The sequence below is a fragment of the Candidatus Frankia alpina genome, from assembly GCF_902806485.1.
GTDB lineage: Bacteria > Actinomycetota > Actinomycetes > Frankiales > Frankiaceae > Frankia > Frankia alpina.
In genome coordinates, this window is the sequence record NZ_CADCWT010000024.1 from 1 (window position 1) to 15128 (window position 15128).

General features: G+C 71.7%; 10 protein-coding genes and 1 pseudogene. 5 read left to right on the forward strand and 6 right to left on the reverse strand.

What is annotated here, in order from left to right; all coding sequences use genetic code 11:
* Positions 1 to 446: pseudogene (locus G6R25_RS05045) on the forward strand (hypothetical protein); the annotation flags it as partial.
* 147 nt (positions 447 to 593) lie between these two features.
* Here the strand turns inward: G6R25_RS05045 and G6R25_RS05050 are convergent.
* Positions 594 to 1436, reverse strand: a complete 843-nt coding sequence (locus G6R25_RS05050; RefSeq protein ID WP_009737775.1) for a PAC2 family protein — start codon at positions 1434 to 1436, stop codon at positions 594 to 596.
* A gap of 1112 nt (positions 1437 to 2548) precedes the next feature.
* Between G6R25_RS05050 and G6R25_RS05055 the strand changes: the two genes are divergently transcribed.
* Positions 2549 to 3334 carry an HAD family hydrolase gene (locus G6R25_RS05055; RefSeq protein WP_205446871.1) on the forward strand — a complete coding sequence of 262 codons (786 nt, stop codon included), beginning with the start codon at positions 2549 to 2551 and terminating at the stop codon, positions 3332 to 3334.
* Here the strand turns inward: G6R25_RS05055 and G6R25_RS05060 are convergent.
* From G6R25_RS05060 to G6R25_RS05075, 4 genes are all read right to left on the reverse strand, one after another.
* Positions 3282 to 4181: a hypothetical protein gene (locus G6R25_RS05060; RefSeq protein ID WP_163552060.1), complete on the reverse strand. Its 900-nt coding sequence runs from the start codon at positions 4179 to 4181 to the stop codon at positions 3282 to 3284. The two genes, G6R25_RS05055 and G6R25_RS05060, sit on opposite strands and share 53 nt — an antisense overlap.
* Positions 4182 to 4950: 769 nt before the next feature.
* Complete coding sequence (locus G6R25_RS05065) at positions 4951 to 7470, reverse strand: ABC transporter permease (protein ID WP_163552061.1); 2520 nt, start codon at positions 7468 to 7470, stop codon at positions 4951 to 4953.
* A 4-nt stretch (positions 7471 to 7474) separates the two neighbouring features.
* Positions 7475 to 8854 (reverse strand): ABC transporter ATP-binding protein, encoded by a 1380-nt coding sequence (locus G6R25_RS05070; protein ID WP_163552062.1) that lies wholly within the window; start codon positions 8852 to 8854, stop codon positions 7475 to 7477.
* Positions 8855 to 9159: 305 nt separating this feature from the next.
* Positions 9160 to 10122: a RecB family exonuclease gene (locus G6R25_RS05075; RefSeq protein WP_163552063.1), complete on the reverse strand. Its 963-nt coding sequence runs from the start codon at positions 10120 to 10122 to the stop codon at positions 9160 to 9162.
* 208 nt (positions 10123 to 10330) lie between these two features.
* Here G6R25_RS05075 and G6R25_RS05080 point away from each other — a divergent pair, with 208 nt between their 5' ends.
* The gene (locus G6R25_RS05080; RefSeq protein WP_163552064.1) at positions 10331 to 11521 is read left to right on the forward strand and encodes a site-2 protease family protein; all 1191 of its coding nucleotides are present in this window, start codon (positions 10331 to 10333) and stop codon (positions 11519 to 11521) included.
* Positions 11518 to 12636, forward strand: a complete 1119-nt coding sequence (locus G6R25_RS05085; protein WP_235947457.1) for a tRNA (adenine-N1)-methyltransferase — start codon at positions 11518 to 11520, stop codon at positions 12634 to 12636. Before G6R25_RS05080 ends, G6R25_RS05085 begins: the two co-directional genes overlap by 4 nt.
* Before the next feature lie 117 nt (positions 12637 to 12753).
* Here the strand turns inward: G6R25_RS05085 and G6R25_RS05090 are convergent, their stop codons facing one another.
* Positions 12754 to 13077: a ferredoxin gene (locus G6R25_RS05090; RefSeq protein ID WP_136446699.1), complete on the reverse strand. Its 324-nt coding sequence runs from the start codon at positions 13075 to 13077 to the stop codon at positions 12754 to 12756.
* A 119-nt stretch (positions 13078 to 13196) separates the two neighbouring features.
* On the opposite strand from G6R25_RS05090, the gene arc reads away from it, so the two are divergent.
* Entirely contained in the window at positions 13197 to 15002 is a 1806-nt protein-coding gene (gene arc, locus G6R25_RS05095; RefSeq protein ID WP_136446700.1) for a proteasome ATPase, read from the forward strand.
* Positions 15003 to 15128: the final 126 nt, after the last annotated feature.

Below are 15128 nucleotides of genomic sequence, written 5' to 3' on the forward strand. Positions count from 1 at the left end.
GCGCACCGGGCTCCCCGGCCCCCGCCGCGCACGCTCCCGCCGAGCACGGTGCCGGTCAGTACGGTGCCGCCGAGCACGGTGATAGCCAGCACGGTGCCGGCCAGCACGGTGCGGGCTGGTCGGCGGCCGCGGGTGCTGAAGGGTCGGCGTGGGACGCGGCGGGCGCCTTCGGCTCCCCGGGCGGCGTCGACGGTGGTGCGTTCTCCGCCAGTGCCGCCGGCCAGACCATCGGTGCTGGTGCGGCGTCCGGTCGGGTCGTGGGCCGCATGGGCGCCTCTGGGCTCGGCCGGCGCCCGCCGGGTCGGCATCGGCAGGGCGAGGTCGCCGACGCCGAGCCGTACTCGGAGAGTGCCGCGCCGCGGGAGCCGGCGGCTAGCACCGCCGGAGTCCCGTTCCGCCGGGGCGCCGACGAGGACATCATCGACGCCGAGATCGTCGAGGAATAGTCCGCCGCCCGGCCGTGGCGGCGGACTGCACGCACCGCCGCCCTGGCCCGGCGACACCACTTGGACTACCTGGCTGGGCGGGGCGCGCGGCGCGCTTGAATCCGGCGGCCGATACGGCCGCCGGGCGGTGTCAGGATGTGGGTGGAATCACTGCCCGCGGCGTCGTAGGTAGCGTTCGAACTCGCGGGCGATCGCGTCGCCGCTGGCCTCAGGCAGCGCGGTCTCCGGCTCCCGGGACTCCAGCGAGCGGACGTACTCGGCGACCTCAGTGTCCCCGGCGGCGAGCTCGTCGACCTGACGCTCCCACGCCTTGGCCCGCTCCGGCAGATCCCCGAGCGGGATCTCGATGTCGAGTAGGTCCTCCACCCGGCGTAGCAGGGCGAGCGTCGCCTTCGGACAGGGCGGGTTCGCGACATAGTGCGGCACCGCCGCCCAGAACGACACCGACGCCAGCTCCGCCCGCGCGCAGGCCTCGCCGAAGACCCCGACGATGCCGGTCGGACCCTCGTAGCGTGACGGTTCCAATCCGAGCCTCGCCGCCGTCGCCGCGTCCCCGGCAGTCCCGCTGATGGGCACCGGACGGGTGTGTGGGGAGTCCGCCAGCAGCGCGCCAAGCGAGATCACCATATCGCTGCCGAGGGCGTGCACCGCCTCGATCAGTTCGTCGGTGAAGCCGCGCCAGCGCATGTTCGGCTCCAGCCCGCGGATGAGCACCAGGTCCGTCTCCGACTTCGGCGGGCGTGCCACCGACAGCCGGGTGGTCGGCCAGGTGATCTTACGAGACGCCCCGTCCGTTCCGCTCACCGTCGGCCGGTTCACCTGGAAGTCGTAGTAGTCGTCCGGGTCTATCGCACCGATCACCCGGGCCTTGAACGCCGTCTCCAGATGCTCCACGGCGGCGGACGACGCGTCGGCGGCGTCGTTCCAACCCTCGAAGGCAGCTACCACGACCGGCGACCGCAGTTGACCGACGCCGGAGAACTCGATCACCTACCACCTCCTGCCGCCCAGCGGCGGCCCACTGCCCCCGTGACAGTGCAACGGTACGTCCTCACGGATACGACTCCTGCCCAGAGCCGACATCCGTTACGTCAGCCCTCCTTGCATCCGGTATGAAACCTGCCCTCGCCCGCGGCGGACCTCCGCGGGACCAGTCTGCCGGTGTTCTCGTGGGAACGCCTTTCCTCGGTCTGTCGATGACCAGCGACGCCGGGCGGATCGGACATCCGTTCCGGATCGACGCGGTGGCTGCACCGTACCGGCTCCCGACGAGTACCCGCTGTCGCGGGAAGGCGAACGGTCGCGACGGGCACAGTCTTCGTTGTGGTAGCCGCCCACTTCCGCCTCCCGGCCGGCCTCCCCGCCCGCCTCCCTGCCCCAGCGGCCGCCGCGGCCACATCCGCCCCGGCGTGGGCAGCGCGCGCCCATCAGGCCCAGTCGTACCGGAACCGGTGGCTGCTGGGCCAACCGCCCTGCCACCCCCCGGGCCGGCCACGCTCACGCTGCCACGCCTGAAGGCGTCCCTGCCGACTGGCGTCCCGTCGACCTGGTCCCCGTCGCCCCGGTTTCCGGCGGAATGGCCTGCCGTGAGGACGAGCGCCCGCGCGGGGCGATCGGCGCCCGCGGGGGGACTGTCCTGGCGCGACGGCCGCCCGCGCCGGGTAGATCTTCGCCGGACTGCCCGGCCGATGTCCGATGGTCCGCTGTCCGTCCTGTCGCGACGGGTGCCGGAAGCCTCTGGCGCCATGGTCACCATGTTGCCGGGCCACGCCCCCCTCCCGTGTGGCATTCCCGCCGACGAACGGTGTAACGAGGTCCTCAGGCCCCGGCCGCCCGGACGGGCCGCTTCCCGTGTCCCGGGCCCGGTTTGCCGCCCGCCGTTCGCGGTGCGGCCGCGATCCGGCAGCATACGGACTGGACCGGTCCGCACCGGGCGGAGCGGGCCTCATCAGACCGGAACCGATCCCGTCCTGGTGGGACCGGCCGGCGTGGGTAATCCCGACAGCCGACAGCCGACAGCCGGCGACCGCGTCCAGGCAAGGCACGTCGTCCCGCGCGCCCGGGAACCATCCGGCGCGTGCCGATTCGAGCTAGGAGTGAACGTGGGAAGCCTCGCGGCGGTCTTCTTCGACATGGACGGCCTGCTCGTCGACACGGAACCCATCTGGACCGTCGCCGAGCACGAGGCGGCGGCGCGGCTCGGCGGCGAGTTCACGCCGGAGATGAAGCGGGCGATGATCGGCCACGGCATCGACACCGCGGTGCCGATCATGGTGTCGATGCTCGGCCGGCCGCCGTCCGACGTCCCGGCCACGGAGCGTTTCCTGCTGCGACGCTCCGCCGAGTTGTTTCGCGAGCCCGGCGTGATCATTTCACAGCCCGGCGCCGTCGAACTGCTCGTCGTCCTGCGGGAGCAGGGTGTTCCGGCGGCGCTGGTGTCCTCGTCCTTCCGGGACCTGATGGACCCCGTGCTCGGCGTCATCGGCCGCGACCTGTTCGCGGCGACGGTGGCCGGCGACGAGGTGAGCCGGCGCAAGCCGGATCCCGAGCCTTACCTGGCCGCCGCCTGCATGCTCGGCGTGGACCCGCGGCGCTGCGTCGTCCTGGAGGACAGCCCGTCGGGCGCCCGCGCCGGCGTCGCCGCCGGCTGCGCGACCATCCTGGTCCCCTCCATGCCGGACCTGCTCGACCGTGCCGCCGCCCCGTCCGCCCTCGGTGCCGTGCCCCCGTCCGATGCGCTACCCGTCGCCGTGCCGCCTGTCGCCGTGGCGTCAGCGGATGCCGGTGAACTTCTGCCCGTCGGCCTCGCCGCGATCGTCGCCAGCCTGCACGACGTCACCCTTGACCTGCTCGACGATCTGCTGAGCGCCCGGCCCTTGGGGACCTGACCGCGACCTCCGCCAGAGCCAGCGCGCGTTGCACCAGGTCGGCGATGTCCGCCGGAGCGCCCAGCACATCGGCCCAGGTGAAGCGCAGCAGGGTCCAGCAGGCTAAGAGCAGGTCGTTCTGCCGCCCGCGGTCGCGGAACAGCGCGCGAGGATGGCGATGGTAGGCGGCGGCGTCGGCCTCCACGGCGACCAGCCGGCTTGGCCAGGCGAGGTCGAGCCGGGCGACCGGACGGCCTGCCCCAGCCCGATCCTGATCCTGATCCGGCGGATCGTCCGATGTCCCTTCGACGAGGCCGACGCCCACCAGCCTCCTCGGCTTGTCCGGCCCCGTTGGGTTCCTGGGGCCCCGCACCTGCCACTGCAGCTCCTCCGGTGGCAGGCCGGCGTCGAGCAGCAGCAGGCGTAGCCGCGTCTCCAGAGGCGACTCGGCCCGTCCGTCCGCGAGTGCGAACCAGTTCCTGCGTGCGGCTACTCCCCGTCGGCCGGCCGCCGACCTGAGTACCGCGTCGATGTCCGACACTCGCCCTCGCTGGAGTGCGGCGTCCAGCAGGCCCACGGCGGTCTCCCGGTCGCTGTCCAGGATCAGGTCCGCCAGCGTGCGCTCGACGGTGGTGACGGGGATGTCACGCGATAGCTGCCTCTCCTCGGGCCGGCAGGTGCCAAGATGGCGGATGAGACCGACGATGTTCCCGGCCGCGTGAGTGGATCTGGGGACCAGAAGGTGGACCGGCTCGCCGAGCGTCGTGAGTCGCCGGCCCGCCAGCGCCTTCGTCGTTCGCATCGTGCCGGCTGTGCGCATCGAATGACCCGCCTGCGCGTCCGGAGTCGGAGGCTCCTCGTCGCCCATCCGATCATCCTGGCGAGGAGTGGCGGGCAGCCCCGGGAGGCCCAGAAGCCGTGCGGCGCTCACGCCGCAGACGACGGCATCTGGTCGACCGATTAGTGCAGCCCGGACCGGACCGCGCAGCGGGTGCGCGTCGGGAAGCAGGACGGTACCGCGGAACGGTATGGACCAGCCGGCCTCCCGCACCAGACGATCGAGCTGCCGTCGAGTTATACCTGTCTGCCTGATCTGGCCCACGTGAGTATGCCGTCCTGCCGGGTGGCGAGCCGACGCACGGAGCGCGGGAGCGCGGGAAGGTCCACACCGCCAGCCTGGCCCGCACATCGGCTCCCGGACAGTGGGTCATGGCAATCTGTGGACAAGGCGGAGACCTGTGGACGAGGACTCCGGAAGCGGATTCCTCGGTAATCGCGCGTGTACAGAGCCGTGCCGAGGTCTAAGCACGGTTTTCGGGCGAAAAACCGTGCTTAGACCTCGGCACGATTTGGCCGCAATGTGGCCGTGCCTCGTCACGGGTGGGTTGACGACGGGCCGGGTCGGGCCGGGCCGATGTGCCGACGGGTAGCCGGCAGAGGTCCGGTGCTGCGGCCGGCGGGCCGTGCGGGCGCCCGGGGAGCGAGCGCTGTCCCGGCAAGCTGCTGCGGGCATGCCAGTGGGCGAGCGGGCGCGGCGGCGCGCGCGGTCGGACAGCGGCGCGGTCAGGTGACGCCATCGCCGCGCGGCGCGCCTGCCGGGACGCTGTCCCAGCCCAAGACGGGTCAGAAGGGACGGGTTAGCTGGCGGAGATGGCGCGCAGGACGTCCATTCTGGCGGCGCGGCGGGCGGGGAAGACGGCGGCGAGGATGCCGAGCACGATGCCGACGATGATGACGAGGACGATCGTCGGGACCGGGTAGGCGAACGTGTTGATGCCCTGGGAGGCCAGCGCCTTGGTCAGGGCCCAGCCGAAGATGCTGCCGACGGCCACTCCGAGCACGGCGCCGAAGACCGAGATGATCGTCGACTCCATGACGACCATGGCCCGCATCTGCCCACGGCTCATGCCCACGGCGCGCAGCAGCCCGATCTCCCGGGTCCGTTCGATCACGGACAGGGTGAGCGTGTTCACGATGCCGAACAGGGCGATGATCACCGCCAGAGCCAGCAGGACGTAGATGAAGCCGAGCAGCTGGTCGATCTGCTTTTCCTGCTGGGCGACGAACTCCGACTGGTCGCGCACCTCGACCGTGGCGTAGGGCTTGACGACCTTGTCGATCTCGGCGCGCACGGCCGCGGGGTCGGCCCCGTCGGCGCGTTTGATCAGCACGAACAGGTCAAGGTCGTCGGTGGAGTGGCGGGCAAGCTGGCCGGTGGAGATGATCCAGGAGCCGGCGACCTGGCTCTTCTTGTACGTCCCGGCGAGGGTGAGGTCCTGGGCGCCGTCGGGGAAGGCGACGGGGACCTTCTGGCCGACGGTGAGGTGGCGGTCGGCGGCGGTGGTGTCATCCACGAGGATCGTGCGGTCGCCGAGGGCGTGGAGGTCTCCGGCCACCTTCTTGAGCGCCAGTACCCGGGGTAGGCCGGCCGGATCCCCGGCGAGCACCTGGGCATCGTGCCCGCCGATCTTCACCAGGCCGCCGCGCAGCCCGGTCGCGACCTCGATGCCGGGCTTGCCGGCCAGGTCGCGCGCCATCTGACCGCTGAAACCCTGGCCGGTCAGGAAGAAGTCGGCGCCGAGACTGTTCTGCACGGTCGTCCGCACCGACTCTTTGATCGATTGACCGAGGATCGAGAAGGCGCCGACCAGGGCGAGGCCGATCATGAGGGCGGAGGCGGTCGAGGCGGTGCGCCGCGGATTGCGCATCGCGTTCTCCCGGCCGAGCCGGCCGGTGGTGCCGAACAGCGAGACGAAGGGCGCGCCGAGCACCCGGATGATCGGCCCGGACAGCAGGGGCGACAGGGTGGCGATGCCGAGGAAGATCCCCGCGGCGCCGACCCCGACGGAGGTTGCTCCCGACTTGCCCGCCGACGCGGTCCCGAGGACCAGCAGCAGCACCCCGAGGGCCGTGAGGGCGATCCCGGCGACGGCCCGGGTACGCAGTGAGCGTGTCGGCAGCACGTAGGTCTCCCGCATGGCCGCGATCGGCGGAACGGACGCCGCCTTGCGCGCCGGCACGAAGGCCGCGGCCGAGGTGATCAGGACTCCCACGGCGTAGGCGGCGATGATCGTGCGCGCGTCGAAGACCAGCGGGCCGCTGGGCAGGTCCACGCCGAACGCCCCGACCGCGGCCCGCAGCAGCACGGCGAGCCCTGCGCCGAACAGCAGCCCCACACTCGCCCCGGCGAAACCGACCAGAGCCGCCTCCACCTGCAGCGACACCTGTACCTGACGCCGGCTCGCGCCGATCGCCCGCAGCAGTGCCAGCTCCCGCACCCGCTGCGCCACCAGCATGGTGAACGTGTTGAAGATGATGAACGCCCCGACGAACACCGAGATCGCCGCGAAGATCAGCAGGAAGGTCGAGAAGCCGCCGATCGCCTGCTGCACGGCACTGGCGTTCTCCTTCGCCAGCTGCGTGCCGGTGATCGCCTCGTCGCCGGCGGGGAGCACAGCGGCGACCCGCGCGCGCAGCTCCTGTTGGCCGAGGCCGGGGACGGCCGCCAGATGGACGGAGCTGAACTGGCCGGGGGCCAGCAGCACCCGCTGGGCGGTGGCGGTGTCGAACACGGTCAGGGCGGCGCCGCCGAGGCTGTCCTGCCCGGCCACCCGGAACGTGCCGACCAGCGTGTAGGCCGCGGGCACCCCCTTGATCTGCACGGAGATCCGCGTACCGAGGGCCAGGTGCAGATCCCGCGCGGTCGCCCGATCCACCACGATTTCGCCGGGACCCGGGGCGCGGCCCTCGGCGAGCTGCTCGGATGCGGTCGGCTGGCCGCCGGTCCAGTTGGTGCCCAGCCCTGGTGCCCCGCCCTCCTTCGCCGGCTTGCCGGTGCGCGGGTTGACGAGCATGGCCTGGCCGTCGACCGACCCGACGGCCGCTCGCACTCCGTCGACCTTGGCGACTGTGTCGAGGACCGACGCGGGCAGCGGCGGTCGGCCGGAGTCGCTCGTCGGGTCGATCTGGTTGACGACCCGGACCGCGACGCTGACGTTCTTGTTGATGTCGGCGAACAGGGAGTCGAATGTCCGGTTGAGCGTGTCCGCCAGGATCAGGGTTCCCGTGACGAAGCTCACGCCGACGACGACCGCCAGCATGGACAGGACCAGCCGGATCTTGCGGGCCAGCAGGCTTTTGAGGGTGGCGCGCAGCATCGGCTCAGGCCCAGCCCGCCGACCCCGGCCCGTCCGCCCGGTAGCCGCCCGGGGCGCCGTAGCCGCCGGTGTCGTCGGCGTCGCGCGGGCCGAGGGGGCGCGGCACCGGCCGCCGCCGGTGCGGGTCGCCCGCCGGTCCGCCGTAGCGGCCGCCGTTCGGTCCCTGCTCGTCCAGCGGCCCGGTCTCGTTCAGCGGCCCGTTCTCGAGCCCTGGCACGGAGTCGAACTCCCCGGTGAACGGCTCGGCGTAGCGGCCGTCGTAGGGCGTTGGCTGGCTGCCGTTGCCGTAGCGCTGATCGGGGTAGTCGTAGTCGCCGTGCCGGTCGTCGGCCGCCGGGTAGCCCCGCGGGCCGGGCGCCACGCCGCGGCCGCGGTCGGCCGGACGATCACGTGGGCCCCACCCACTTCGGTCGTCCCGGCGGTTCCGGCCGTCATGGCGGTGGCCGTCATGGTGGTCGTCGTAGTCGTCGGGTTCCTGGGGCGTGTTGGCGTCGTCGGGGAGCAACCCGCGCTGGGCGGCGTCGAGGTGCTTCATCCGGTCGAGCACCTCGTCCGCGGTCGGCTGTTCGATCGCGTCGACGAGCCGACCGTCCGCGAGGAAGATCACCTCGTCCGAGTAGGAGGCGGCCGTGGCGTCGTGCGTCACCATGACGATCGTCTGCCCGAGCTCGGTGACCGAGTCCCGCAGGAACGACAGCACCTCGGCCCCCGAGCGCGAGTCCAGGTTGCCGGTCGGTTCATCGGCGAAGATGATCTCGGGTCGGGTGGCGAGGGCGCGGGCGCAGGCGACCCGTTGCTGCTGACCACCGGACAGCTCGCTCGGCCGGTGCCGCAGCCGGGGGGCGAGGCCGACCGCGTCGACCACGGTGCGCATCCAGGCCTGGTCGGGGGAGCGGCCTGCGATGCTCAGCGGCAGCGTGATGTTCTCCGCCGCGGTCAGCGTCGGCAGCAGGTTGTACTGCTGGAAGATGAAACCGATCCGGTCCCGGCGCAGTCGGGTGAGCTCCCTGTCCGACAGCCGCGACAGGTCGACGTCGCCGATGAACACCCGCCCGCGGGTCACCGTGTCCAGGCCGGCCAGGCAGTGCATGAGCGTGGACTTCCCGGAGCCGGACGGCCCCATGATCGCCGTGAAGCGGCCGCGGGGGAAGTCCAGATCGATTCCGCGCAGCGCCGTGACGGTGGTGTCTCCGGTGCCGTAGACCTTCGTCAGCCGATCGGCCCGTGCCGCCGGGACTGCGCCGCCGGTGCCGCCCGCAGCGGCCTGCTCGCGGCGGTCGTCTCCGCGCTCGGCGGTCCGCGCCACCCGCGGTGGGCGACCGCGCGGGGCGCCCTTGCCCGCGTCCTGCCTCCCACCTGGGGATGATTCGGTCCGTCGGGCCATCGTGACGTCCTCTCCTCATGCGCTCGGTGCGTCTGGCGATGCCTCTGCCCGCCGCTGGGGGCGGGACCGTTCCATCGTCCTCTGTAGATGTTTCGGCACGCGGGCTGCCGCGCTCGGCGGGATCCGGCCCTCGGCCGCTCCGCCTGGATCCCCCTGATCGTGCCGTCGGAGTCCTCAACGATCCAAGGATGATCGGCATCTCGGGATTGATCCGGAATCCCGGGACACCGCCGCATTCCTCTCATCGTTACTCCATGTTCTCCGCCGCCGGGTTCTCCGCCGCCGGCGTCGTCCCCCGGCGGGGCTCAGCCCTCGGCCTCGCAGACCGCCGGGGCCGCCTCGTCGAGGGGGACCGCGGGCGCCTGCTGGGGCAGCGGCGGCGGCGTGCCGCCGAACGCCGGGCACAGCGCCTGGTGGTGGCACCAGGAGCACAGGCGGTTCGGCGTGGCCCGCCAGTCTCCGGTGCGGTGGGCGCGGTCGATCGCCGCCCACAGCGCCTCGATCCGCCGCTCGGTGGCCCGCAGATCCGCCTCGTCCGGGGTGGCCCGCAGCCAGGTGCGATCGCCGAGGTAGTACAGGCGCAGCTCCCGGGGGATCACGCCGCGGATCCGCCACAGCAACAGGGCGTAGAACCGCATCTGGAACATCGCCGAGCCCTCGAAGGCCGGGCCCGGCGAGCGGCCGGTCTTGTAGTCGACCACCCGCAGGGCCGGGCCCTGCGCGGTCGACGCCTCGTCGAGCCGATCCACGTAGCCGCGCAACCGCAACCCGGAGTCGAGCACATGCTCCACGTAGAGCTCACGGGCCGATGGGGCGAGCCGGGCCGGATCCTCCAGCGCGAAGTACCCGGCGAGCAGCTCGCGCGCCGAATCCAGCCAGGCGGCCAGCGCGTCCGGGCCGTCGAAGAGCGCCTCGACCGCCGGCTCCCGTTCACGCAGCGCCTGCCAGGCCGGCTCGACCAGCGTGCGCGCCGCCTCGAGGGTCCGCCCGGCCGGGGGCAGGTCGAACAGGTTCTCCAGCACCGAGTGCACGACAGTCCCGCGGCTGGCCGCCTCGCTCGGCGGTTCGGGCAGCCGGTCGACGACGCGGAAGCGGTAGCGCAGCGGGCAGTTGACGAAGTCGGCCGCCCGCGACGGCGACAGCGAACCGATCAGCGGCCGGTCGGCGCTGCGCGGGCCGGCCGGCGCAGCGGCCGGCGGCGGCGCCGCGGTGGGCGGCGCCGAGAAACCGCTGGATGCCGCGGAACCGGGCGGCGGCGTCGTGGTCATGTCCCGACCCTAGAACCCGCCTCCGACACTCCCGTGGGTCGGTCCCGACCGCCGGCGGCGGCGCCTCGCGTGGCCTGGTCGCGGGGCGTCCGAGTGGGCACCGGCGCGCCGCGCCCGGGCGACGTCACGGCCCCGCCCCACCTCCGCTGGTCACAGGCGTGGACAGGGCCGGCAGACGCGGCCGGATCTGGTCCGTAGCATCGGTTCCATGACGGATCAACGCGGTGGCGCCGGCTCGGATGCCCACGGCGGTACGGGTGGTGCGTCTCGGCACTCGGGCGGACGCCCGTCCGGAGTGATGATCGGACGGATTCGAGGCGTTCCGATCATGGTGTCGCCGCTCGCGCTGGTCTTCGCGCTGCTGGTGGCCTACCTGCTCTCCGGCTCCATCCGGGACCGGCTGCCGACGGCGTCGGACGGCCAGGTCCTCGCGATGGCCACGGTGATCTCCCTCGGCTTTCTGGCTTCCCTGCTCGTCCACGAGATCGGCCACTGCCTGACCGCGCTCGCCTTCGGACACACCGTCTGCTCGGTGACGCTGCACGGGTTCGCCGGGTTCACCGAGTTCGAGCCCGAACCCCGCAGCCCCGGTCGCGAGTTCCTCATCGCCTTCGTCGGTCCGGCGCTGAACGGCCTGCTCGCCGGGCTGTGCTTCCTCGGCCTGCTCGGCATCGGCGACGACACCCACGTCGGGGTGGTGCTGCGCGATCTCGGAGTCATCAACCTGGCGCTGTTCGTGTTCAACCTGGCCCCCGGCGTGCCGTTGGACGGCGGGCGGGTGGTCATCGCCGCCGTGTGGGCGGCGACCGGGGACAAGCTGCGCGGGCTGCGGGCCGGCGCCTACGGCGGCTTTGTGGTGGCCGCGGGCATGGTCGTCTGGGGGACGACGATCTCCGGCGACAGCTTCGGCCTGTTCTACACGTATGCTCTGGCGGCGTTCCTGGCGTTCGCGGCCTTCCAGTCGTTGCGGGCGGCCCAGCTACGCGGGCGGCTGCCGGGGCTGTCCGCCGGCCGGCTGGTGCGTCGGACGCTGCCCGTCGAGGGTGCCGTGCCGCTGGCCGAGGCGTTGCGGCGGGCTCAGGAGGTCGGCGCCACCGCCGTCGCGGTGATCGACCGGGACGGAAACCCCATCAAGATCATGAATGGCTCGGCGGTCGACGCGCTGCCTGAGCATCGGAGGCCGTGGATGTCCGTGGACGAGGTGAGCCGGGAGATCGCGCCCGGAATGGTGCTCGACGCCGATCTGGAGGGCGAGGATCTGCTCGCTGCCGTGCAGCGCATGCCCGCCTCGGAGTACCTGGTGCTGCAGAGCGGCCGGCCGGTGGGCGTGCTTGCCATGGTCGACCTGGTCGCCCGCCTCTACCCGGCCGCCGCCGCACGCATGGTGGCGCAGCGATGACCGATTTCGATCTTCGTCCCGGCCCCACCGGCGCGGCTCATCGTCGCGGTCTGTTCACCAAAGGCGACCGGGTGCAGCTCACCGATCCCAAGGGACGCAAACACACCGTCGTGCTGGAGCCGGGTAAGCAGTTCCACACCCACCGCGGCGCTGTCGAGCATGACGCGCTGCTCGGCCAGCCCGAGGGCATCGTCGTCACCAGTACCGGCGGCACCGATTACCTGGCGCTGCGCCCCCTGCTCGTGGACTTCGTGCTGTCGATGCCTCGCGGGGCGACCGTCGTGTACCCCAAGGACGCGGGCCAGATCGTCGCCTACGCGGACATCTTCCCGGGCGCCCGTGTGCTGGAGGCCGGCGTCGGCTCGGGCGCACTGTCCTGCTCCCTGCTACGCACCATCGGGGACGCCGGCCGGCTGATCTCCTACGAACGGCGGGAGGACTTCGCCGCCATTGCTGCGCGCAACATCGAAACGTTCTTCGGCGGGCCACATCCCACGCACACGATCATCGTCGGCGACCTGGCCGAGACGACCGAGCGGGAGATCGACCGGGTCGTCCTCGACATGCTCGCGCCCTGGGACGTCGTGGACGCCGTCAGCGCGGCGCTCGTTCCCGGTGGGGTGGTCTGCGCCTACGTCGCCACCACCACGCAGCTCTCCCGGGTCGTGGAGACCCTGCGGGGGCACGGCACGTTCGCCGAGCCCGCCGCCTGGGAGACGATGATGCGGGACTGGCATGTCGAGGGCCTCGCGGTCCGCCCCGGCCACCGCATGGTCGGCCACACGGGCTTCCTCGTCACCGCGCGCCGCCTCGCCGACGGGGTCGCGCCCCCGGTCCGCCGCCGCCGCCCGGCCAAGGGCGCCCTCGGCGAACCGACCGCCACGGAGCCGACCGCCACGGAGCCGGCCGGGGCGGGCGCCTCCCTCGCCGAGCCGGCCGCGACGGCCCTCGCCGGCGCTGCGCCCGAACCCGCCGTGGACGCGATACCTGAAGCCGTGGATGCGGCACCCGAAGCCACGCGTGAGAGCTGGCTCCACCAGCCAGCTGGTGGAGCCAGCTCGGCAGCCCCCTCCCGTCCCGCTGTTACGTTCCGTGACGTTAGGCGGTGTGGCTGAGGCGGGCCGCGAAGCGGGCCACGGCTCGTGCGTCGGCGGCGGATGCGGGGGAGAGCGTCTACCTGTTCCCATGCACACCCCCCCCGATCGGCCCGGCCGTGGGGTCACCGCAGGGCGTCAGCCCAGCGGACCGCCGGCCTCCAGGGTGCCGTCCGGGCGCTCGACGTAGATGCACGTCCCGGGGCACTCGTCGGCCGCGTCGACGACCGCGTCCACCAAGGGGAGGGGCACCGGCACGTACGCTCCGCCGGTCGTCTGGAGCTCGCCGGCATCGTCCTTGACGTAGGCCAGCCCGTCGACGTCGAACTCGAAGACGCTCGGGGCGAGCTGGACGCACAGACCGTCGCCGGTGCACGCGTCCTGGTCGACCCGCACGCGCAGGCCCGCCGAAACGCCCGGCTTCGCTGGAGTTGCCACAGGGCTCCGATCTTCTGTCACCATGGCACCGTAACCCGCTGTTTACGGCAAAGCTCGGTCGTCCTTGCGTGACCGGCCTGCCAGCGGCGGTCACAACGGTAGTGTGGGTGCGTCCCGGTCAGCACGGGGGAGGTGGAGGCGCAGTGTCCGGTCCCCGTTCGGGCTCTGGCTCCGGTGGGAGCACGGGTCGTCCAGGTGATGCCGAATCACAGCGGTCGGCGTACGAGAAGGAAGCACACGAGCTCACGACGCAGGTCGCCTTCCTGGAAGAGGAAGTGGCCATGCTGCGGCGCAGGTTGTCCGAATCGCCCAGGCAGGTCAGGGTGCTGGAGGAGCGCCTCGCGGAGATCCAGGCCGAGCTGTCGTCCGCCACGGGACAGAACGACAGACTCGTCGCCACCCTCCGAGAGGCGCGCGACCAGATCGTCACCCTGAAGGAGGAGGTCGACAGACTCGCGCAGCCGCCAAGTGGCTACGGGATCTTCGTCTCCCGGTATGACGACGGCACCGTCGACGTGTTCACTCAGGGCAGAAAGCTCCGAGTGACCGTGTCGCCGAGTGTCGACGTCGGATCGCTCTTGCCCGGCCAGGAAGTCATGCTCAACGAGGCCCTCAATGTTGTCGAGGCGCGATCGTTCGAGCGGCAGGGTGAGATCGTCCTGCTCAAGGAGGTCCTCGAAAGCGGTGACCGAGCACTGGTGATCGGTCATACGGACGAGGAGCGGGTGGTCATGCTGGCCCAGCCGCTGCTCGACGGTCCGATCCGCGTGGGGGACTCGTTGTTGATCGAGCCCCGCTCCGGCTACGCCTTCGAGCGGGTCCCGAAGTCCGAGGTCGAGGAGCTCGTGCTCGAAGAGGTCCCGGACATCGGGTACGAGCAGATCGGCGGGCTGAAGAGCCAGATCGAGTCGATCCGCGACTCGGTGGAGCTGCCGTTCCTGCACAAGGAGCTCTACCGGGAGCATCAGCTCAAGCCGCCGAAGGGTGTGCTGCTCTACGGCCCACCCGGCTGCGGCAAGACGTTGATCGCGAAGGCGGTCGCCAACTCGTTGGCCAAGAAGGTTGAGGCGATCACCGGCCAGGGCAACGGCCGGGCCTTCTTCCTCAACATCAAGGGCCCCGAGCTGCTCAACAAATTCGTCGGCGAGACCGAGCGGCAGATCCGGTTGGTGTTCCAGCGGGCGCGCGAGAAGGCGTCCGAGGGGATGCCGGTGATCGTGTTCTTCGACGAGATGGACTCGATCTTCCGGACCCGAGGCTCGGGCGTGTCCTCGGACGTGGAGAACACGATCGTCCCGCAGCTGCTCAGCGAGATCGACGGCGTCGAGCAGCTCGAGAACGTGATCGTGATCGGCGCGTCCAACCGCGAGGACATGATCGATCCGGCGATCCTGCGGCCGGGACGGCTCGACGTGAAGATCAAGGTGGAGCGCCCCGACGCCGAGGCGGCCCGCGACATCTTCGCCAAGTACGTCGTGACCAGCCTGCCGCTCTACCCGGATGACCTCGCCGAGTTCGAGGGCAACCGGGAGGCCACGGTTGCCGCGATGATCCAGCGCGTCGTCGAGCGGATGTACGCGGAGAGCGAGGAGAACCGCTTCCTCGAGGTGACCTACGCCAATGGTGACAAGGAGGTCCTGTACTTCAAGGACTTCAACTCGGGCGCGATGATCGAGAACATCGTCGCTCGCGCCAAGAAGATGTCGGTCAAGGCGCACATCGAGGGCGGCCTCAAGGGTCTGCGCATGCAGTACCTGCTCGCCGCCTGCTTGGACGAGTTCAAGGAGAACGAGGACCTGCCGAACACGACCAACCCGGACGACTGGGCCCGGATCTCCGGCAAGAAGGGCGAGCGGATCGTCTACATCCGCACGCTCGTCACCGGAACGAAGGGCACCGAAGCCGGCCGCTCCATCGACACCATCGCGAACACCGGCCAGTACCTGTAACGGCCGGCGGACCCCGCCGCGCGGTTCCACCGCGGTCGTGCTGCGACGCGACCGCGGTGGGCTGCATGCACCCCACCAAGGCACCCGGGACCCAAGTGGTCCCCGGGTGCCTTGGCATGCGCCGGA